Origin of the sequence: Pseudoalteromonas sp. SG43-5 (assembly GCF_014164345.1) — a bacterium.
GTDB lineage: Bacteria > Pseudomonadota > Gammaproteobacteria > Enterobacterales > Alteromonadaceae > Pseudoalteromonas > Pseudoalteromonas distincta.
In genome coordinates this window covers 62,106-82,467 of record NZ_JACJFA010000008.1, presented here as the reverse complement: position 1 = coordinate 82,467, position 20,362 = coordinate 62,106, and the positions used below count along the sequence as shown (strand labels likewise).

The window sequence follows — 20,362 nt, the reverse complement described above, 5'->3', positions numbered from 1 at the left end:
AGAGGAGACAGGTGAGATTGCCTAGCAGATTCAAGCCTGTCTCATTTAATTTATTTAAGTTACTTACTTAGCGGGTTCTAATAAACTAAATGTAGGTAAGCGCCATTTAAAGCGTATTGATGCCATACGTATTAAGTAGCCTGCAACAAGGCTTGCAATAATGCTGATGTTGTCGTCAATATTATAATGGTGTAGCGCTAAGTATAAACAGGCAACAAGTAACGATACACTCGCGTATAGCTCGTTATGTAATACCAACGGCGCTTGGCGACATATTAAATCACGCAGTAAGCCACCAAATACGCCAGTAACAACGGCGGCCACTACACAAATACCGTAATGCAGTCCCATATTTAGCCCCACTTGGCAGCCAATAATACTAAAGGCTGCTAACCCCAGGGCGTCTAGGCGCATAAAAATGCCTTTAAATTTAACCACCCATTTTGCCAGCCACGTAGTAACAATACCGGCTATACAGGTAATTAATAAATACTCTGGGTGTTGTACCCACGTTAGCGGGTAATTGCCTAGTAATATATCTCGCACGCTGCCACCACCAATTGCGGTCGCACTGGCTACTAGCACCACGCCAAACCAGTCCATTTTCATTCGCCCTGCGCTAAGTGCGCCAGTCATGGCTTCTGCGGTAATACCAATAATATAAACAACGGTTAGTAACATGAGATAATCACTTGAAATTCGTGCGTAAAAATAAGGTGTGGATTGTATAGATAAATTAAGTAAATAACGAATGAAAAATCATACTAAAAAAGCATCATTCAGATAGAAATAACTAATAATAAAAACCAGTGTAAACAAGCTGTTAAGTTAATAAGTGGGTGCGCAATGATTCATGTGAATTAAAGGACATATGACCGCAAAGTATAAATAAAACAGGTTGGATTTAGTTGTTTTTAGTCCGTTTATTTTCAGTTTATCTTTTTAGCTAAAGCGTGAAAATTAACGCAATATGAATAATTGGTTGCATGGTTTTAATTTAGGAACGTATAATAACAAGTGTTAACTAAATGGAATTTGCGTAAAACGCAGCTTAAGCATAATAGGTGGATACATGCACAAAGGATTGTTAAAGACGTGGAAAACAGACAAAGGTTTTGGTTTTATTAAATCAGACCCCCTAGAGCACGACACGTTTATACACATATCAGCGCTCAAACACATGAACCGCAAGCCCAAAGTAGGCGACACCATTTACTTTGAAGTGGCAACACAGCCCGACGGTAAAACCAAAGCAATTAACTGCCGTATAGAAGGCGTTGCAGAGCTTAAAGCACCTTATCAAAAACTCAGAACAGTTGGCTTTTGCTCCTGCGTCGCTATTTTAGCCAACAATTATTTGCCTCTGAATGAGGCGTTTTGTTTTCGATAAGTGTGCATATGTTAATTTATCATTATACAACTGTAGATACCTTTTTAAAGATTCTAGATAGCAAAGCAATCTGGGCTTCTGATCTTTCAAAAATGAATGATCCCCAAGAGTTTACAATTGGTATTGAGCTAATTAAGAAATTCTATCAGGAAAAATTTCCAGATTTATTACATTGGTTTGAAAACGATCGATTCGTTGGCTTAGATAATGAGCAACTCCTTTTAGGATGTTCTTTTTCTGAAAATCCTGACGACTTAAGCCAATGGAGAGCTTATGGTGACGATGGGAAAGGCGTAGTTATTGGGATTGACAGAAGAATTTTAAGTGCAAGTAACACATTAACGATACCCGCATTTTATAAAGAAGACGAAAGAACAGCTAGTTTCGTACATTTCCATAAGGTGATTTATGATGAACAAGAATTTGAAAATTCGGTTAAGGAGCTATTAGATAATATAGGTGATTTTATTAATGACACAGTTGAGAGCTTTAAGTTATCCATTGGATTATCAAGGTTAGCTTGTTCTTTCAAATCTGACTTCTATAAAACTGAGCGGGAAATTAGGGCAATTTTAGAGCACTCAAAGCGTTCAGATATTTATTTAGATGAATCGCTTAAAAAGCATAAATTATTTGATGTGAAATTTCGTTTGTCACAATTCGGATTAGTGCCTTACTGTAAAGTAAACCTAAGCAACGCAGATGCTTCTTCAATCCAAACCGTTAAGCTTGGTCCTAAGTGTAATATTTCAAAAAAAGATTTGGAGTTTATGCTTTTAGCTACTGGGAACAAAGATATTCTTGTTAGCACTTCTGCTGGGCAGTATAGGTGAAAACATAACGCGCTATTTAAAAAATGCAATAAAAACAGTTGGTTAGGTTCTGCTTCGCTTCACATTATAACCAGTGATTTTGTCCATTTAAGCGGGCGTTATGTTTGAAATGTTGTGCATGTGATAAACTACAAATTTGGTTTTATATAATGGAATTTTTTGAAAAGAAAACATTAGTAATATTTTGCTCTGCTCTGACAGTTCTATGTGGAGGAGTATTTGCAATCACTAAATATGCAAATCAAAATCAAATTCAAGTTGTAAAAGAACAACTTAAATTTGAACAAGCAAAGGTTCTTGATCTTAAAGATAGCCTAAGCAAAAAACAGAACAGCTCTTCTAACGAAATTAACCTTCCTAAACAAATAAAAGTTGATGCTTTAGCTAATCCCAAAACTAGAGAACTCATAGATAAAGTAGAGCAATTAGAAAAAGAAAAGTCTGAACTATTAAAGCAATTATCTATATCTGCAGTTACATCACTAGACCCGAATAGTGAAGTTAGTATCCTACTTGAACAACTTTCAAAGGGAACTAGGGTTGAGGATACGATTTCAACTTTGTTTAAAATTAAGTCTCCAATATCTTTCGAACCTATGGCTAGTTATTTTATAAAACATGATGAAGGTGCAAGTATCATCTCTGGTCAATTAGTTTCAGATTGGTTTGAATTCTTTACCTTAATTGATGAGACTGCTGGATTGAGTTTTGCAATATCTAGATTAGCTAACGTAAAATCAAATCAATACTTTGTATATGGTTTTTTATCGCGCTCTATAAATTCAAAAAATAGGTGTGACATGGTTTCTCAAGATTTGGAACGTATAGCGCTGACTCATGACAATGCTGAGATCAGGGGAAATGCGAAATTACTTTTAGAGTGTAAAAAACTTGTAAAAAAAGAAGCTAAAATTAAAGAAAGGATAGCAGTTGAATATAATATTGATGTGATAGAAACATATCACTCGATATATGTCTTATTTAATAAATTGGAAATAGAAAGTGATTTCTATGAGTTAGTTTCTAGATCAAATAGAATATATTTCTGGTCAACAGGTACATTTTTATATGAACGTTTCACAAATGACTTAGCTAAAAGAGAAATCTACTTAAAAGCCCTTGAGATAATGGCTGAAGAAGAAATGAGTAAGTCCTCTAATGCCTATATATATTATTTGTTAAGTAATGCGTATAGTAATTTAAACAGAAAAGAAGACTCAAAAAAAGCCATTGAAATGTGCAAAAAAATTGGTCCTGTTACTTGTGAAAAGTTAACTGAAATATAACATAAATTAATAAGACACCCATGTTAAATTTTACTCACAATGCATAGTTTTGTTCGTTCAATTAAAGTGGCTGTCTAGTTTAGTCATAGTTTAGTCAACTTCATACACCAAAGCTTAACTGAGTTAAATCGCTTTGATATAAGCTATTTTACCCTCTAAAAGCGAAGCGCCTCATATCCTCTTTGTGAATTAGCCTTTAGATTACGAAGAGGGCATTAACTTGAGATGCGATAGTCGAACGCTTTAAGTTGAAAGTGGGCGTCACTTTAAACGCAAAACATCGGCGAATTAGATCTCTAATACACGCCGATGTTTATAACTCATTTAAGTAAGCACATTACTTGTATGGTATTAAGCCTTAGTCTGCTTTACGGTAAAGACTAATCAAACATATTGCTAAAAGTAACGTTGCAATCATGCCTGACGCGCCAGCAACAGCTGATGGAAGGAATCCATCACGGCCAAAGGTGATTAAAATACCATTGGCAAGCATTGCAACTCCGCCTGCTAAGGCAGTAAGCCCGCCAATTGCTTTGCCACCTTTAGCGATAAAAGACAGGCCAAAAACAAGTGCTGCTAATCCCAATAATAATTTAGCTGCGTAGTAAATCATGAATGACAAAGAAACCACGCCACCAATTAAAGGTTGTGCGCCTTCTACGGCACCCGCTACTTTTCCAAATGTTGAAAACAAAGTAAGGCCAATGCTTACCTGTACTATGTTAAGAATTGCGCTAAATGTTATAGCCGACCATCCTAGCTGAGCGTTTTGTGCTTGCACCATAGCAGAACCCGCAAAGGCAACAAGTAGAGTGAAAACTACGGCTTCTAGTCCCCATGCATACTGCCTTGAAAAACTAATTTCTGCACTGTAAAGGGCAGTAAAAACAGCCTGTGTTAACGCCAATACCAACAATAAAGATGCCGTAATTAGAGTGGTGCGTTTATTCGTAAATTCCATTATTTACCTCTTATAATTTTATATTTAATGCTTTAAAAAGATTCGACAGGTTTGAATACGTCAAACAGGGAGCTTTTTAGCTAATTAGCTTTTACACTTAGCCTATAAGACAGGTAAAGCTATTTAATTATTTCACTTAAACCTATAAAAATAATAATTAATTACAAATAGGCTCAAATTTTGGTTTTATTCAAAACTTAAATTGGGAAATCGTTTAGGTTCAAGCCATTTATGCCCTCTAAAAGCGCAGCGCCTCATACCCTCTTAGTAAATCAATGTTTAACTATCTTAATTATCAAGAGGGCATTAATTTTGAGTATGTGGTAAAACGGCTTAATACTTACGGCGTTAAGATAAAAACTTAAAATGAGACCAGTCACTTAACGCTGTAATAGTTTGCTCTGTAGGAGGGGCAACATAGATCAAACCTGCAATGGCAATAATTGAAGCTAGCGTAATTAGTTTATTATCGAAGTCAGCTATTTTTAAAGCGGTGCCAAAAGAGCGTTTAATGGTGACATTACTTAAATCCACACTGTAAATTTCATCCAGTAATAAATGAATTAATCCGCCGAGTAAAATAAACCCACCCGTTAACCAGGCAAAGACGGCTGCTTGTGTGGTTGATTGGTCATTCAGTATCCATGTTACTTGAGTCGTTATTAGCGCGCATAACAGTATAAATAGTAAAGAGTGGCAACTACCTCTATGTACTGTGATCCATTCAAAAATGGGTCTAATAATGTATTTCATAAAGCCGTAAACCAATAACGGCACTACGATTAACTCGATAAAGCTAATTTCAATAATGAGCTCGGTAGTTATGTAATGCAGCACCAGTAATACAGCGCTCAGTGCAAATAAGTTAAAAATAGTATTGAGCGAGGTTGAGTTATCTGAGTCTATGTCGGGTAATAAGCCGCCAATTGAACCTAAAAACCATAACCAAAGTGCGCCGTTTAAATCAATATGGCCTGCAGTTAATAAAGTGGCCGAGCCTAAACCTGTGATGATGACTGCAGTATTAAGATGAGTATTGAAATTTGCCATTGTATCTCTTGATAGAAAAATAGGTTGGCATTCTAGCAATCAAAAACTTAATTGTTCAATTTACTTTAAAGGTTTGGATGTAAATTTGGTTTAGCGACGTATTTTTATAATAAAGACTATTTGAAAGCCATAAAAATGCTATAGCTTTCGCTATCTAATTACTAATTCATTATATCTAATTTTTTATATCGTCGTAAAAGGCGACTTTTCCTCGGCCTGTTTCTTTTACGTGGTAAAGCATTTTGTCACCATTGATCATTAATTCGAGTAGCTCTTCACCATCATTCGGGCCGACTGCAATACCAATGCTTGCACCCACGGTGCATGTTTTATTTTGTGAAATATAAATGTCTTGTTGTAACTCGTTTAGCAATGCGATTGATTGCTCACGCGTTGCTGCTTTGTTGTAGGTATTAACCTGCCTTGCAACAATAAATTCGTCACCGCCTAGGCGGATACACATATCGTTTTTTTCGTGAAAAAGTGTTTTAAATCTGTGCGCTATTTCAATTAGAACTTTGTCGCCGGCTTCGTGTCCGTAGGTGTCGTTAATGGGTTTAAACTTATCTAAATCAATCATCATAAGCACTAAATGTTCATTATGTTTAATACATTCACGTAGTGCTTTTTTAAGGCGTTTTTCACCGGCGCGTCGGTTTAATAAGCCAGTGAGTGGGTCGTGATCGGCTTCAAAGCGGGTTTGCTGTTCGCGTTCTGCGCGCTCGGTTACATCGTGTAAAATTACTTCTACTAGCTGCTCTTGTTTGGGGTTTCGTTTGGTATCTCTTTGGTCTGTTAACCTTACAAACAAACAATGAAACCATACCGTTTTATAGCAAACTTTACACTCTACATCTAAGGTGGTTTGTGGTGGGTTTTTAGCAGAGCGAATATCTGCCAGTAGGCTTTGTAATTCGTCTACATTGCTAAGTAACTCAGGAAAATGCAAGGTTGGTAATTCTTCTTCACCAGGTACGGTAAAGTAATGCTTAAATGCAGGGTTAAAGGTGGTGATAATGTTTTTGTCATCTAGTAAACAAATACCTGCGCTGGCTTGTTCAAAAATAAGTCTAAATTTAGCTTCTAGCTCTTGAGTTTTTTTACGCAGTGTTTGCTCATTACTAATAGTTAAATGTAGCTCGTGCATTAAGGCATTTATACCTTGGGTTAAACGGCTTATTTCGTCCCGCTTGCCTTGCTTGAAGGTTAGCATTTTAAGGGTTTCTGGCTCGCTTGGATTTATTTTAGCAAAGCTGTCGGTTAGGTTTTGAATTGGTTGTGTAAGCCAGCGCTGAACTACCAGCGATACAAAAAATGCGATAACAATGGATTGAATCAGCATTAAGATAAATTCTTTTATAAGCGCTGACTGTGCTTGTTGTTCAATAAAGTTATCGTCAGGGTATATGGCAAGTACACCTATAAAAGTGTCTTCTATAAAGGGGTGAACTAATTTAATTAAAACAGCTTCATTTTTTTTGTTAGTAGAGCCTTTTGCTATAAATAAATCTATCTCTCCTTTAGGGTTTACTTCTCCTTCTAGGCTTGCACCTTGCACTAAGTCGTTACTGAGTAGGCCGTTAATAATTTCTTGGCTTAATTCTTTGTCATTTAAGTAAGCGGCAATAGCGGCTGTTTTTTCCATTGTTTGCGCTAACTGTTGAACAAGTAGGTAATTTGTATTTTTTTTCTCTTTAAAGCCTGAGTAATAAGAGAGCATAGATGAGACTAAAGACACAACAATAGCAACTAACGCAATTGATATAGCGACGCGTATGTAGAGTTTTTGGCTAATAATTTTAATCAAATGTGTATACCACTTTTACTGCATCTGTAACTTGCGATAGCGGAATGTAGCCAATTGCAAATTGTGATGCTGCTATTTTGTTTATTGCGTCTTCTACCGATGTTGAAGGCGTGGGTGGCTTTGCGCGCCCTGAAAATAAAAGCCTTGCCCAATACGCATTTATTTTTTGCTCGTCTTTATTAACCAGTTTTAAGTAAAAATCGTTTTTTAATGCTGATTGGGCGGGCAAATCGAGTGGCTTTGACGTTTCACCATCAGGAAAAGTTAAATACCTACCCATGTAAATATCAATTATTTCCCGTTTTGATAATGCGTTAATTGCGTTGCTTTTATTTACCACTACAACAAACTCTGTAGATTTAGCATAAAAGCTCACAAAAAGCAGGCATAAGGGGAGCATTACATTAAGACCTAGATTACGAGCGCTTATCATAACTAAAACACCATACTAGCATTTAAACTGAGTATATGTACTTTGTGGCCCTCATCAACATCAGCAGGATTACTAAGGCTCCATAGCCCCGCACCTTGAGGCTTTATATCAAAGCGGTCTAACTGCGCTTTAAATACTAAACGATCCGAAAAATGCCATTTTACGCCTACGTTAATAGAGTGCTGGTGAACATTTGTAATTTGAACTGAAGATTGAGTGGCAACCGCGAGTTGTTGTATGGGTACTGAAAACTGCTCAGGAGTACCTGGTGGGAAAATAGGGCTGTTTACTTCAACTACATCATGGCGATTTTTAGCTGCCGTAAAGCCTGTGTAAAATATTGCATCATCTACTCTGTAACCCGCACTAATATAAGTGCTAAATACAGATGGAGCTATTATCCAATCGGATTCTGAAATACCTAACTCAGATTGAATAAGCCAATTATTATTATCGTAAGTAACGCCAAAGGCTGCGTATTCTATGCTGTTGCCTTTGGTGTTAAATTTGTTAGATATACTTTGTGCTTGCGGCCATACACTTTGTGGTACTAAATCGAGTGCGGTTATAAATTCGTCCAACGCGGTTAGTTTATAATCGCCAAAGTTTGACCTTGATAACGAAAAACGCATTGTCCATGCATCTAAAGAGTATGTTGCACTAAGGGTTGTTAAGTTATCAAAATCAATAAAAAAGTCGTCATTATAGGCTTGTATCTTTGCTGTGGAGCTACCATAAGCGAGTTTTAAGCGTAAGAAGCCATCGTTAATTGCTTTGCTGTATTCCACATCTACACCATCGAAATTTCCTGCAATGTTGGCAAACGAGTAGTACGAATGAGGCGGGCGCACCCATAAATAGGCATATCCTACGTAAGGGTATTCCGATAGTAAGTAAAGGTCGCTATTTAACCTGCCTGCACGAATAGCCCAATGACGGGTAGGGCGATAGCGCACAAAGGCGAGCTCTAAAAAATTATCAAAGCTTTTAAAGGCATGATCTTGTATTACTAGTTGAACTACAGAGTCCCAATTTTTGGCTAGTGATATATTAGCCTGACCACCTAAAATTGAATCACGCGTTGCTGAAAAACCAGATTCGTTCACATTTGAATAACTCGATGCAAAGCCAATATCTGAATCGTCCGTGTAGCTGAGTGTTAAGGATGCAAAACCACTAAATTGTACATCTATGTCGTTTGCATAGGTTTTATTAGCAGCAGAAATTACCAATATTGCTATGGCAATTGTACCTCGGAACAACATGTTAGCTCGTATTTTTATAATGTAGATAGTAAAAAGATAGCACAATTTATTAAATTACCAACTTAAGCATTACAGTGGCTTATCAATTAAATACAAAAAAACATGGCATCCTCTTAAATTTTGTACTTTGTTAAGCGAAGTACTGGGACATAAGAAAAGCAAGGCGGAAAATTTGTGTTATCTATTGTTATAAGTGGCGACAATATAGATTATGAATAGGGCGGTTTTTTGATATTACTAAACTTAAAACTTGTTGGTTACTGGATGAGCTTTATTTTTATAAGGCTGCTTAAATTAGGCAGCCATTTGTATTTAAAACTTTAAAAGCGATTATTTAAAATGGTGCATAGCCATCATTTGGTTTGTTTGGGTTAGTCCAGCGCTGTTTAGCATCAACAGGAATGCGTGGTGCGCCTTGTGCTGGTAATCGACCGCGCTCCCCATACAACCACAATACAAAGTTAGTTCGCTCGCCACTGGTAATAGGCTTGGCTGCGTGTGCAATATTGCCTCGATGTAACATGGCAGTACCAGGCTTAAAGGTAAGTGATTTAATGTCACCTGTGTACGGGTGATAAAAGTCCACTTGTGACCCTGTAAACTCTTCGCCTGGTAAATTTAGGTTAATGTTAAGCGTTACAGCTGATGCGTCGGTATGTGGGCGAATTGACGAATCTGTATTTGGCTCATAATAAATTGAAAAGCCAAATGTTTGTGTATCAAACCCCATAACTTCGGGGAACAGCATACGTGAAATAGGGCGCATATAAGTGTTTAGTATTTCGTTATAAAATGCTTGAAAGCTTGGCGCGGCTAAATAACCTTCTGATCGGCTATCAAGCATGGCACCACGGCGATTTAACACTATGCCGTATGGCGGGCGCATAGGGATTTGCGAATTCCATACTTGTTCTAAATATCCGTGTAATACTGCTAGTCGCTCAGGATCAAAAAATTGAAATTGAAACACATCAGGCGCTACTTCGTGTAATAACGCTTTTACGGCTAGCTCTTTTGATGGATCTTCCCATGCTTGCTTTACTGCTTCGCGTAGGTTTTATCAAGTAGTGTGTCGTCAAGCGTAAACGTTGAGCTATCTATTGAAGTTGCTTCCCATTCGCTCCACGCGTTTGTAATTAGGTCAGTGTTGTTTATCCAAAAGTTTTGTACTGCTGGTTCACGGTAAAGCATGGCTTGTCGTGTTGGTAACTCTAGAGCACGCGCTAGTTGTAATTGGTTGGCAAACATTTTGTGTAACTCCAGTTGTTGAATTTTGTTTATATCAATTTAGGAGTGCAATTTATTGCATTTGATTTAGTAGATAAACAGCCTGCTTTAGGAAACAGAATATACTATTTATTGATAATGAATCCTAAAACTAAGTATCTTTAGTCAAGCAATACTGTCCACTTAAAGCGAAGTACCACGTATCCTATTTGCTATTCAAGCACTTAGCTTAATAACAAAGGCTTTATGAAATAGACGGTGTATAAATAAACCTTTATTATAAATTCCTTGTTTTGCCTATGTTATAGCTAGGATTTAATAGCAATATAAAATGGAGATTAATTGTGGAAGATAAATTAAAAGAAAAAAGTGTGACACAGAAATTTTTTGGTGAATATTCTTGGATGTATCAAGTTTCATCGTTTGTTGCTTTTATTATGGCTATTTACATTAGCTTTAATGGAGAAGGAAATGTTTGGACACAGCTTGTGAGAGGTGATTTTAATTCTGCTTTGCTTGTTAGCATTGTTGGTTATTTATCTGAATTTAGATATCGATTTATTAAAGAATCTCGCAATAACTAAAATATTAAAAAGCTGATAATTAAACCAGCCTTTTAATATTTTACTGTGGTATACCTGATTTAACGCGATTAATGGGTTGCTCTGTCACCCCAAATTTCTTCTAGGCGGCTGTCGCGACCACAACGCCAACGATAAGTGTTGTATCGGATTGGATTGTTTTTGTAATAATCTTGGTGAAAGCTTTCCCTCCCTTTTATAGGGTAAAAGGTGCTTGCGTTTAGTATAGGTGTAACCACAGTTTGATTAGGGAACTCGGCAACTACTGCAGCTTTTGTTTTTTCAGCTAATTTACGTTGTTCGTCGTTTTGTACAAATATAGCGCTTAAGTAACTAGGGCCTTTATCGCAAAATTGGCCTTTGGCATCAAAGGGATCAATATTTACCCAGTAATGATCAAGTATGCCCTGATAGCTAACTATGGCCGGATCGTATGTGATTTCTACGGCCTCGTAATGGCCTTTATGATTACCATTGTATGTCGGGTTTTTAAGTTTACCGCCAGTAAAGCCCGATATTACATCGGTTACGCCTTCTAGCTTTTCAAAGTCACTTTCCATACACCAAAAACAACCTCCAGCTAGAACGGCTTTTTCGGTTTTAGCTGCATGGGAAAATGTACTAAACAAAATAACGGCAGATGTTAATGCAAGCGTAAGTGATTTTTTCATAAAATTATCCATCTGTACTGTGAGTTTATAAATACTTATAAAGTTAGACCCGCTAAGTGCTAATACAATTTCATTGTAGAGGGCTGGCCAACTTATATATGGTGAAAAATATTGCACTTTGACAAGTTTTATAGGGATAAGGCGAGTAACAAGATCACTATTTAAGTTAGTAGCACGGTTTAATTGGGTTAGCCAAGTGGGTGTTGAATTATGCTTACATGTTCATTAAAGTGACAACATTCGTGATATAAATTAGCAGGTGATAAATGAACCAGTTAACAGAAACATCAATAAGCTGCCCTTATTGTGGAGAAAGTATAGAAGTATTACTTGATGCAGCAGATATTGATGAGCAATACATAGAAGACTGCCAAGTGTGCTGTAAGCCTATTTCGTTTGTGGTATTTGAAAATGATGACGAGCTAAACGTTAATGTTTACAGCGAAGACGATGCATTTTAACTCGTTAATTAGATAGTAGGCTGCAAAATTGCAGCCTTTTTACTGTGTATATGTTTGGTTAGCTATTTTGCTCACGCGCTAATTGGTTAGGGAGAAGTTCTTCTACTATTTCGCGTGCAGGAAGTGTATAGCGTGTGCCGTCAAACATTACTGAGGTAAACTCGTTAATATTAGTAATGCCTGTTAAGGTCCAGCCTTCGCCGCGCTTTGGGCAATATACTGTGGTAGTGGGTTGTATTACTTTAAAATCGTCACTCATTACGTTCTCTTACTCTTTTTGCTTTAAAGATAATGCTTGTGAAAGGGGTATGGTAAGTTAATAATGCGTGCCCATAAAGAGCTAATTTAACTAACCACTTAAATAAAATGTTTAACACCACAAAGCTTGAGCGCGTTACGCTACGTTTAGTTACCCACAAACACGCAGCGTGTTTATTTAATATTTTAAATCACCCGCACGTGTCAGAATTTAACGACTACGAAACACCACTTAGCAAAACGCAAATCAAACAATTAATACAAGATGATATTAGTGCATATTACGAAGGTGAAGTAATTCGAGTTGCAATTGAACATAATATATCTGGAAAGTTAATGGGTACTTGTGGGCTTTATAATTTAACCCCGTGTAAAAGTGGTGCGTTTATAGGATTTGAGCTGCATCCTGACTTTTGGGATAAGGGCGTAATGTTTGAAGTGGTGACCGGTTTTATTGAAACTCTAGTTAAGCATATTCCGCTTAAACATTTGTCTGCTGAGGTGAGTGCACATAATGCACGTTCCCATAATTTACTTATGAAACTAGGGTTTAGTTTAAGAGAAAATTCTATTTGGCATAAATCACTTTAACTCAAGACGGCAATTATAAGTGCTTACCTTTTTCAATCCTCAATCCTTAAAGCTCAGTAAATAAAATACAAAAAATAGCGGCTTTCTATTATAGTTAAGCGTAAGCAAATGAATTTGTTACCCGTGTTTTATTAAACATTTACGCTTAACAAGGATTTTATATGCTAGAAAAACTCTCTCAAGATGCGCTTGTAATTTGGGCGACCATTGACCCAATAGGCACTATGGCGCTGTTTGCTGCGCTTACTTCTCATTTAACTGATCAACAACGCCGTAAAACTGCATTTAAAACGGTACTTTATGCCGGGGGCGTATTATTGGGTTCTATTTTAATAGGGCAACTAATACTTAATGCGATGGGAATTAGGTTGGTATCGTTTCAGTTAGGGGGCGGAATTATATTGTTTTTATTTGGCCTGCAAATGATTTTTGGAAACGATTCTAACAAAGCCAAACAAGACCCCGATCACGATATAGCCGTGTTTCCGCTTGCTATACCTGCAACGGCGACTCCTGGCGCTATTTTGGCGGTAATACTACTTACCGATAACCACATACACCCAATTACTACTCAAATAGGCACAGCGCTTGTTACACTTGGTGTGTTGGGTATTACCTTAATACTGTTGCTGCTTTCGGGTAAAATTATTAAGCTAATTGGTACTGGCGGCGCGTCTATTTTAACGCGAGTGATGGGCATGATTTTAGCCGCGTTTTCGGTTGAGCTTATTATGACCGCGCTTGAAATAAAGCAATGGGTAAAGCTCGATTAAATAACTCCTAAACATTGAAAGGAATGCCGTATGGCAATAAAAATAACAAAACACTATATTATTAATTTAAGTTTAGCCGTAGTCATTTTTGCTATTGGTATTTTAGCCATACGCTATTACAACCATTATGTATCGGCCTATACAGATGTAACAATTAACTCAAGCGTGCTTAATGAGTCGCGCAAAGTGTTTATAAGATTGCCCGCTAATTATAATCCTAAAAAAGCGTATCCGTTAATTATTAAAACCGATGGTAACGTTAATTTAGATACATGGGATAAAGCACTTACAAAACAAGCTAAGAGCGAAAAAGGGGATAAGGCTATATTAGTGTCTATTCCTAATTTGTTTTTTACAGATACACGTAATCGTGATTTAGTACCTCCTTATGCCCGCCAAGATGTAAATACACAAGCGCGTCCAGAGCATGAAACACTTATTGAACCAAATGGTGAAGCCGACAAGTTTTTAGCGTTTATTGAAACTGAGTTACTTCCGTATTTATCGGTAAAATATAAGCTTAGTAATAACCGTGTATTAAGTGGTTTTTCGGCAGGTGGTAGCTTTGTACTTTATACACTGCATACAAAGCCTGAATTGTTTAATGGCTATTTTGCTTTTAGCCCAGCGGCTTGGTATGACGATATGACCGTAGTAAATAATTTAGAAGCGTTTTTAAGTGCTCAAAATAACAAAGTTAAGTCGTCTACTTATTTATATCTCTCGGTGGGCGGGGCAGAGCATCCGCTAATGTTAAAAGCGTTTAGTAATTTAGAGGCCGCTTTAACAGCCAACCCTAACTATAACCTTGTGTGGCAAAGTGCTATAAACAAAGGTGCTGAGCATTCAGATAATCCATCAATTAGTGTGGCTAAGGCATTAGCTGGTTATAGTACGTTTATTAAAAAGTAGGTTAGATAGGTTTAAGTAATAACTGTATACATATACAGTTATCATTGTTTTATCTATTTATGACAACGAATCAGCTTTATTATTAACGACTTACAAAGAAAGGTTGGTTTAAATTATTTTTCACAGCAATCCCATGAGCATATACACATCTATTTGTTACTGCTTTTAATCAGCCTTTCGCCTTTGTGATCAGCAATAAGCAGTGTAAGTACTTTGCAAGTTCAATATAGTTTCACCATATTTTTATACTCTTAATGCAGTTAATAAAAATTGGCTGGTGGCTTTATACCAAAAGAACACATCATACTGAATGTTGCTATAACGCTAAACTTAGCAATAGAGTCAAATTAGAAAAAAATAATCAGAGGGGCAATCAAAATAATAAAGCCTGCGGTAACTACATCCACTAAAAATATAAATGCCGAGTGTGGACTATGAGTGATTAATTAAAGTTTTTCCTCGCTCATTGTAATGAGCAGCAAAACGGTAAACGTAAAAAATAGGGTCATCGTGAATGGTGCTATTACAAATTAAAAAAGCCCAGTTAAAAAAGTTAAAAGGGCTAAAAGGGTTGTGCTTAGGGAAGTTGTAATCGTTTTATAAACTTATATTTAAAACTTATATCTAAAACCAAATGCTATACCGTCATCTTCCGACTGCTCCATTTGCGCTTGTTGATCGTCGTTATCGCTTTCAAAGTCGCTAAAGTCTTTACGCGCTTCTACGTAGGCAATAGTGTCTTCGTCAATTAAGTAGTGAAGGCCAATAACAGCAAACTGACGCTTAAATACATCGTCTGGGTCGGCGTTAAAGTTTGGCTGAATTACGTAATCATCACCGGCATCAAACACGTTGTAGGCAATAAAAGGGCGAAAATCGTTATCAAAGCGGTAAGATGCAAATGTTTCTACACCGATTGCGTCTTTAATTAAGCGACCAATGTTATCTGTGTCGTGGTTTTTGTTTTTATTTACGTTGGCTGCAACGTATAGGCCGGGCTCATCAATGTTGCCCCACATAATACCTGCACCATAAATTAAATCTTCAACATTACGAGTAGAACCATCGCCAAACGTTAAATCAAACTCACCACGGTTAACACCTGCTGTAAGTGTTAGCATGTCAGTTGGGGTATAAGTTACAGACGCACCAAATGTGTAGTTAAATTCAACTTCTTGGGCTGCACTATCGCCAGAGTTCCAAAGTGCTTCACATTCTTCTTCTGAAATGTCGGTGACGTCACAGGTATAAAATTCGCTGTTTTTAAGCTGCGCTTGTACTGCAAAACTAAAATCGTTATAGCTATTGCGGTACTGCACTAATTTATCTCCACGGCCAGTGCCATTAACAGCGCCATCGTCTTTGTTATAGGTGTAAACACCAGCCGCATTGCCATCCCATACAAAGCTATTATTTGTGCCGTAAACTACGTCGTACCATGCACCCCATTGTTTACCAATGGTAAGTTGGCCATATTTTTCGTGCGAAAGCCCTGCGTAACCTAAACGGTTGTATAAAAACTCATCCTGGATAGACTCAAAACGATTGTTATAAATAATATCGCTGCTGCCAACAGGGTTTACACCCCATTCTACGAGTGCGAGTGCGGTCCAGTCTTTCTTAAGCTTTCGGGTAAATCCAAAGTTAATGCGCGAGGTACCGTTAACAACTTCGGTTTCGTTTTGTGTATTAATTACACGCACATCAAGATATCCACCAACTTCAACAGTATTTTTGTCATCTTTGTATAATTCTACTGCCGAAACAGCGGGTGCGAATACAATACTTGCGCTAATAAGCGTCGCTAATTTTTTGCTCATCTTGTGTGTTGCCCTGTGTAAATTGGTCAATTTTTTACGTAGGTAAAAATTCAGATTCGAAGACTAACAAAGCAATAAACGGCTCAAAAGTGAAAAATACTCAATAAAATTAATCGTTAAACTTAACGGATATTCACTAAAGGTTAATTTTGTTTTTCAGGTGTTGCAAAAGTTTATGTTTTTAATGATTTGATAGGTAAATAGGATGAGAAATTAGCGATGTATAAAAATTGTAATTTGAATTAATTTCATCTTGGTTAAAAAGTAGTAACTAGTGTAAAAGCTCTAAAAGTACTTTATTTTCATAAATATAACTTTTTATTATTACAGGGTGAACAAAAATGAGTTAAGTAGACACACAAACACGTTAAAAGTGTTTTTACTCTAATTTGTATCGTAATTTCTAATCTCTTATGCCTGTTTATAAAACATACTTTATGGATTTTAATTAGAATTAGTTGAATAAAAATTAACGAAACCATTAAATCTAATCCGTTATTTTTACTACTAACTACATAGCCATAATAAATGGCTAAAACGCAGTAGTTTGCTTTTAAACTTTCATAGAAAAACAGGCCATTTTGGTTTAAACTGCGCGCAATTTAAATACATCATTACTCCTTTGGAGGGTAGCGCTATTATTAGTACAGCTAATGTCACCATGCAATTTGGTGCTAAACCATTATTTGAAAATATCTCAGCAAAATTTGGCGATGGTAACCGTTACGGTTTAATCGGTGCAAATGGTTGTGGTAAATCAACATTTATGAAAATTTTAAGTGGTGAGCTTGAAGCGTCTTCAGGTAATGTAAGTACTGATCCTAACGAACGTGTTGCTAAACTTAATCAAGATCAGTTTGCCTACGAAGAATACTCAGTAATCGATACCGTGATTATGGGCCACAAAGAGTTGTGGGAAATTAAACAAGAACGAGACCGTATTTACTCTTTACCTGAAATGAGTGAAGAAGACGGTATGAAAGTAGCCGATCTTGAAACTGAATTTGCTGAAATGGATGGTTACTCTGCAGAATCTAAAGCAGGTGAGCTTTTATTAGGTGTAGGTATTGGCACTGACCAACACTTTGGCCCAATGTCAGAAATTGCACCGGGTTTTAAGCTGCGCGTGCTACTTGCACAGGTATTATTTTCAGACCCAGACATTATGCTACTTGATGAGCCTACTAATAACTTGGATATTTACACCATCAAGTGGTTAGAAGACGTGTTAAATCAGCGCGACTGTACCATGATAATCATCTCGCATGACCGTCACTTTTTAAACTCTGTGTGTACACACATGGCCGACATTGACTACGGCGAGCTTCGTATTTACCCAGGTAATTATGACGAATACATGTTTGCAGCAACGCAAGCACGTGAGCAATTACTTAACGAAAACGCGAAAAAGAAAAACCAAATTGCTGAACTTCAACAGTTTGTATCTCGTTTCTCTGCTAATGCATCTAAAGCTAAGCAAGCAACATCGCGTGCTAAACGTATCGACAAAATCCAATTAGACGAAGTTAAAGCATCTTCACGCCAAACGCCGTTTATCCGTTTTGATCAAGAAAAGCAGTTATTCAGAAACGCACTTGAAATGACAAACTTAACACAAGGTTTTGACGACAATATGTTGTTTTCTGGACTTGAAGGTTTAGTAGAAGTTGGCGAACGTATTGCTATTATTGGTGAAAATGGTGTTGGTAAAACAACATTACTTAATACATTAGCAGGGCGCCTAGCACCTAAAGCTGGTGAGTTTAAGTTCTCAGAAAACGCGAATATTGGTTACTACGCGCAAGATCACGCTGATGAGTTTGCAACCGACATGAACTTGTTTCAGTGGATGGAGCAATGGCAACAAGAAGGCGACGACGAGCAAGTGGTTCGTAGCTTCTTAGGCCGTATGTTATTCTCTCAAAACGATATTAAAAAATCAGTTAAAGTAATTTCAGGTGGTGAGCAAGGCCGCATGTTGTTTGGTAAAATTATGATGCATAAGCCAAACATATTGTTAATGGATGAGCCAACTAACCACATGGATATGGAATCAATTGAAGCGCTTAACTTAGCCCTTGAAGCTTACGAGGGTACATTGATGTTTGTTTCCCACGACCGTCAGTTTGTATCATCGGTTGCAACCCGTATTTGGGAAATTAAAGACGGTAAAGTTATCGACTTTAGAGGCAACTACGCCGAATACTTAGCGAGTAAAGAAGCTTAATTAGCTATTTACCCGTTAACTCTAAAAAGCCATGTTTAAACATGGCTTTTTTTGTTTTTGTGAGTCGCAATTAAACTTGGTTTGGGTATAATACCCGCCTAAAACCGGACATAAGTCCGCTATTTTTAAAATACATTACTGAGGAGTATTTATGACTGTTGGCATTATTATGGGTTCAAAATCAGATTGGCCAACCATGGAACATGCAGCACTTATGCTAGAGCATTTTGGCATTAAGTACGAAACCAAAGTCGTGTCTGCACACCGCACTCCTCAATTACTTGCTGATTACGCAAGTTCAGCCGCAGAACGTGGTATTAAAGTTATTATTGCTGGTGCTGGCGGCGCAGCGCATTTACCTGGTATGGCGGCTGCTTTTACGTCGCTTCCTGTACTTGGCGTACCTGTAAAATCAAAAGCATTAAATGGTGTTGATTCACTTTTATCTATTTGCCAAATGCCTAAAGGCGTTGCAGTAGGTACGCTTGCAATTGGTGAGCCGGGCGCAGCAAACGCGGGTTTATTAGCTGCACAAATTTTAGGATGTCAAAATCCAGAAATTTTTGCAAAAATTGAAGCGTTTCGTAAAGCTCAAACCGACACTATATTAGCTAATCCAAACCCTGCAGAGTAATGATGAATATTTTAATATTAGGTGCAGGGCAACTTGCACGTATGATGAGCCTTGCAGGAGCGCCGCTTAATTTAAACGTTGTTGCGTACGATGTAGGCAGTAAACAAATTATGCACCCGCTAACCGGTGAGGTTTATAACACGTCGCTTGAGCAAGCAATATCAAACGCTGATGCCATTACTGCCGAGTTTGAGCACATTCCTGATGATGTTTTAACCCTTTGCTGTAACAGTAATAAGTTTTACCCAGGTAAAGCCGCTATTAAAACCGGTGGCGATCGCTCGCTTGAAAAGGCATTGCTTGATAAAACAAACGTAACTTGTGCGCCGTACCAATTAATTACTGAAAAAGCGCATTTAGAACTTGCCGTTAAAACTCTAGGTAAACCACTTGTAATTAAAACATGCCAAGCGGGTTACGACGGAAAAGGCCAATGGCGTTTAAAATCGGATGATCAAATAGACGAAATTTGGTCACAAATGGCTGATTTTATTGCATCGGGCACAGAGCTTTCGCCACATACAATTATTGCTGAAAAAATGATCCCGTTTGATCGTGAAGTATCTATTATTGGTGCGCGCGACAAACACGGTAATGTTGCTATTTATCCGCTAACAGAAAACGAGCACACAAATGGTGTATTAACGCTTTCTATTGCCGGTAAAAATAATCAAAGTGTTGAAGCTCAAGCAAACGATGCATTTACAAAAATAGCAAACGAGCTTAACTACGTTGGCGTATTAGCAATTGAGTTTTTTGATGTAAGAGGCACGTTACTCGTTAACGAAATTGCACCGCGCGTACATAACTCTGGCCACTGGACGCAACAAGGTTGCCATTGCTCGCAGTTTGAAAACCACATGCGTGCTGTTGCAGGCTTACCGCTTGGTAATACAGAGCTTAAACACATTACCGCGATGATAAACGTATTAGGCCAACCAAGTATTCCAAGTGAAGTATTAAAAACAGTTGATGTAACGAGCCATTGGTACGGTAAAACTGCAAAACCAGGTCGTAAAATGGGCCATATTAATGTATCAGCTGTTAATATGAGTGAGCTTACAGACAAACTTGGTGAACTTACAGAGTACCTACCAGAGCAAGATTATCCTGGTATTTTAAAAGCAGCTGCCAATTTACTGCTCAGTGAATAGTTATCATACCTTTATATAAATACCGGCT

Annotated in this window: 19 protein-coding genes and 2 pseudogenes; 11 read left to right on the top strand and 10 right to left on the bottom strand. The window is 37.4% G+C overall.

Annotated elements, in window-relative coordinates:
* Positions 1-63 precede the first annotated feature (63 nt).
* A complete protein-coding gene (locus H5161_RS10580; RefSeq protein ID WP_182769240.1) occupies positions 64-681 on the bottom strand; it encodes a trimeric intracellular cation channel family protein in 618 nt (205 codons plus the stop codon).
* Positions 682-1,072: 391 nt separating this feature from the next.
* Here H5161_RS10580 and H5161_RS10575 point away from each other — a divergent pair.
* The 3 genes and pseudogenes from H5161_RS10575 to H5161_RS10565 form a co-directional block, all read left to right on the top strand.
* A pseudogene (locus H5161_RS10575) lies at positions 1,073-1,306 on the top strand (cold shock domain-containing protein); the annotation flags it as partial.
* Positions 1,307-1,398: 92 nt separating this feature from the next.
* Entirely contained in the window at positions 1,399-2,223 is an 825-nt protein-coding gene (locus tag H5161_RS10570) for a DUF2971 domain-containing protein (RefSeq protein WP_182769239.1), read from the top strand.
* A gap of 149 nt (positions 2,224-2,372) precedes the next feature.
* Positions 2,373-3,509 carry a hypothetical protein gene (locus H5161_RS10565; protein WP_182769238.1) on the top strand — a complete coding sequence of 379 codons (1,137 nt, stop codon included), beginning with the start codon at positions 2,373-2,375 and terminating at the stop codon, positions 3,507-3,509.
* Positions 3,510-3,867: 358 nt separating this feature from the next.
* Here H5161_RS10565 and H5161_RS10560 read toward each other — a convergent pair whose 3' ends face one another.
* The 6 genes and pseudogenes from H5161_RS10560 to H5161_RS10535 form a co-directional block, all read right to left on the bottom strand.
* Positions 3,868-4,470, bottom strand: a complete 603-nt coding sequence (locus H5161_RS10560; protein WP_182769237.1) for a thiamine biosynthesis protein ThiC — start codon at positions 4,468-4,470, stop codon at positions 3,868-3,870.
* 348 nt (positions 4,471-4,818) lie between these two features.
* Positions 4,819-5,520, bottom strand: a complete 702-nt coding sequence (locus H5161_RS10555) for a metal-dependent hydrolase (RefSeq protein WP_182769236.1) — start codon at positions 5,518-5,520, stop codon at positions 4,819-4,821.
* A gap of 175 nt (positions 5,521-5,695) precedes the next feature.
* On the bottom strand, positions 5,696-7,327 hold the full coding sequence (locus tag H5161_RS10550) for a diguanylate cyclase domain-containing protein (RefSeq protein WP_182711237.1): 1,632 nt from the start codon (positions 7,325-7,327) through the stop codon (positions 5,696-5,698).
* On the bottom strand, positions 7,320-7,760 hold the full coding sequence (locus tag H5161_RS10545; RefSeq protein WP_182693798.1) for a hypothetical protein: 441 nt from the start codon (positions 7,758-7,760) through the stop codon (positions 7,320-7,322). The genes H5161_RS10550 and H5161_RS10545 overlap by 8 nt, the downstream gene beginning before the upstream one ends.
* 2 nt (positions 7,761-7,762) lie before the next feature.
* Positions 7,763-9,025, bottom strand: a complete 1,263-nt coding sequence (locus tag H5161_RS10540) for a hypothetical protein (protein ID WP_182769235.1) — start codon at positions 9,023-9,025, stop codon at positions 7,763-7,765.
* 334 nt (positions 9,026-9,359) lie between these two features.
* Positions 9,360-10,273: pseudogene (locus H5161_RS10535) on the bottom strand (2OG-Fe(II) oxygenase family protein).
* Between the two features lie 323 nt (positions 10,274-10,596).
* Between H5161_RS10535 and H5161_RS10530 the strand changes: the two are divergent.
* The gene (locus H5161_RS10530; RefSeq protein WP_182769234.1) at positions 10,597-10,836 is read left to right on the top strand and encodes a hypothetical protein; all 240 of its coding nucleotides are present in this window, start codon (positions 10,597-10,599) and stop codon (positions 10,834-10,836) included.
* A 68-nt stretch (positions 10,837-10,904) separates the two neighbouring features.
* Here H5161_RS10530 and msrA read toward each other — a convergent pair whose 3' ends face one another.
* Positions 10,905-11,504 carry a peptide-methionine (S)-S-oxide reductase MsrA gene (msrA, locus tag H5161_RS10525; RefSeq protein WP_039487894.1) on the bottom strand — a complete coding sequence of 200 codons (600 nt, stop codon included), beginning with the start codon at positions 11,502-11,504 and terminating at the stop codon, positions 10,905-10,907.
* Between the two features lie 266 nt (positions 11,505-11,770).
* Here msrA and H5161_RS10520 point away from each other — a divergent pair, with 266 nt between their 5' ends.
* Positions 11,771-11,965 carry a CPXCG motif-containing cysteine-rich protein gene (locus tag H5161_RS10520; RefSeq protein WP_002962627.1) on the top strand — a complete coding sequence of 65 codons (195 nt, stop codon included), beginning with the start codon at positions 11,771-11,773 and terminating at the stop codon, positions 11,963-11,965.
* A 58-nt stretch (positions 11,966-12,023) separates the two neighbouring features.
* Here H5161_RS10520 and H5161_RS10515 read toward each other — a convergent pair whose 3' ends face one another.
* Entirely contained in the window at positions 12,024-12,224 is a 201-nt protein-coding gene (locus H5161_RS10515; RefSeq protein ID WP_002962626.1) for a hypothetical protein, read from the bottom strand.
* Positions 12,225-12,331: 107 nt separating this feature from the next.
* Between H5161_RS10515 and H5161_RS10510 the strand changes: the two genes are divergently transcribed.
* The 3 genes from H5161_RS10510 (at position 12,332) to H5161_RS10500 (ending at position 14,499) form a co-directional block, all read left to right on the top strand.
* Positions 12,332-12,814, top strand: a complete 483-nt coding sequence (locus H5161_RS10510; protein WP_182769233.1) for a GNAT family N-acetyltransferase — start codon at positions 12,332-12,334, stop codon at positions 12,812-12,814.
* Positions 12,815-12,975: 161 nt separating this feature from the next.
* A complete protein-coding gene (locus H5161_RS10505; protein ID WP_033029579.1) occupies positions 12,976-13,587 on the top strand; it encodes a MarC family protein in 612 nt (203 codons plus the stop codon).
* A gap of 30 nt (positions 13,588-13,617) precedes the next feature.
* Positions 13,618-14,499 (top strand): alpha/beta hydrolase, encoded by an 882-nt coding sequence (locus H5161_RS10500; protein WP_182769232.1) that lies wholly within the window; start codon positions 13,618-13,620, stop codon positions 14,497-14,499.
* 611 nt (positions 14,500-15,110) lie between these two features.
* Here H5161_RS10500 and H5161_RS10495 read toward each other — a convergent pair.
* Positions 15,111-16,319 carry a porin gene (locus H5161_RS10495; protein WP_182769231.1) on the bottom strand — a complete coding sequence of 403 codons (1,209 nt, stop codon included), beginning with the start codon at positions 16,317-16,319 and terminating at the stop codon, positions 15,111-15,113.
* Between the two features lie 637 nt (positions 16,320-16,956).
* On the opposite strand from H5161_RS10495, the gene H5161_RS10490 reads away from it, so the two are divergent.
* From H5161_RS10490 to H5161_RS10480, 3 genes are all read left to right on the top strand, one after another.
* Positions 16,957-18,546 carry an ABC-F family ATPase gene (locus H5161_RS10490; protein ID WP_182752123.1) on the top strand — a complete coding sequence of 530 codons (1,590 nt, stop codon included), beginning with the start codon at positions 16,957-16,959 and terminating at the stop codon, positions 18,544-18,546.
* Positions 18,547-18,697: 151 nt separating this feature from the next.
* The gene (gene purE, locus H5161_RS10485) at positions 18,698-19,180 is read left to right on the top strand and encodes a 5-(carboxyamino)imidazole ribonucleotide mutase (RefSeq protein WP_002962540.1); all 483 of its coding nucleotides are present in this window, start codon (positions 18,698-18,700) and stop codon (positions 19,178-19,180) included.
* 2 nt (positions 19,181-19,182) lie between these two features.
* Positions 19,183-20,334, top strand: a complete 1,152-nt coding sequence (locus tag H5161_RS10480; protein ID WP_182769230.1) for a 5-(carboxyamino)imidazole ribonucleotide synthase — start codon at positions 19,183-19,185, stop codon at positions 20,332-20,334.
* Positions 20,335-20,362: the final 28 nt, after the last annotated feature.

Bases quoted from the DNA above. Each gene is read 5' to 3' on its own strand.
- H5161_RS10565 (WP_182769238.1), top strand. From the start codon at position 2,373: ATGGAATTTTTTGAAAAGAAAACATTAGTAATATTTTGCTCTGCTCTG.
- H5161_RS10545 (WP_182693798.1), bottom strand. From the start codon at position 7,760: ATGATAAGCGCTCGTAATCTAGGTCTTAATGTAATGCTCCCCTTATGC.
- H5161_RS10540 (WP_182769235.1), bottom strand. From the start codon at position 9,025: ATGTTGTTCCGAGGTACAATTGCCATAGCAATATTGGTAATTTCTGCT.
- H5161_RS10505 (WP_033029579.1), top strand. From the start codon at position 12,976: ATGCTAGAAAAACTCTCTCAAGATGCGCTTGTAATTTGGGCGACCATT.
- H5161_RS10480 (WP_182769230.1), top strand. From the start codon at position 19,183: ATGAATATTTTAATATTAGGTGCAGGGCAACTTGCACGTATGATGAGC.
- H5161_RS10520 (WP_002962627.1), top strand. From the start codon at position 11,771: ATGAACCAGTTAACAGAAACATCAATAAGCTGCCCTTATTGTGGAGAA.
- H5161_RS10495 (WP_182769231.1), bottom strand. From the start codon at position 16,319: ATGAGCAAAAAATTAGCGACGCTTATTAGCGCAAGTATTGTATTCGCA.
- H5161_RS10510 (WP_182769233.1), top strand. From the start codon at position 12,332: ATGTTTAACACCACAAAGCTTGAGCGCGTTACGCTACGTTTAGTTACC.
- H5161_RS10570 (WP_182769239.1), top strand. From the start codon at position 1,399: ATGTTAATTTATCATTATACAACTGTAGATACCTTTTTAAAGATTCTA.
- H5161_RS10515 (WP_002962626.1), bottom strand. From the start codon at position 12,224: ATGAGTGACGATTTTAAAGTAATACAACCCACTACCACAGTATATTGC.
- H5161_RS10555 (WP_182769236.1), bottom strand. From the start codon at position 5,520: ATGGCAAATTTCAATACTCATCTTAATACTGCAGTCATCATCACAGGT.
- H5161_RS10560 (WP_182769237.1), bottom strand. From the start codon at position 4,470: ATGGAATTTACGAATAAACGCACCACTCTAATTACGGCATCTTTATTG.
- msrA (WP_039487894.1), bottom strand. From the start codon at position 11,504: ATGAAAAAATCACTTACGCTTGCATTAACATCTGCCGTTATTTTGTTT.
- H5161_RS10500 (WP_182769232.1), top strand. From the start codon at position 13,618: ATGGCAATAAAAATAACAAAACACTATATTATTAATTTAAGTTTAGCC.
- H5161_RS10580 (WP_182769240.1), bottom strand. From the start codon at position 681: ATGTTACTAACCGTTGTTTATATTATTGGTATTACCGCAGAAGCCATG.
- purE (WP_002962540.1), top strand. From the start codon at position 18,698: ATGACTGTTGGCATTATTATGGGTTCAAAATCAGATTGGCCAACCATG.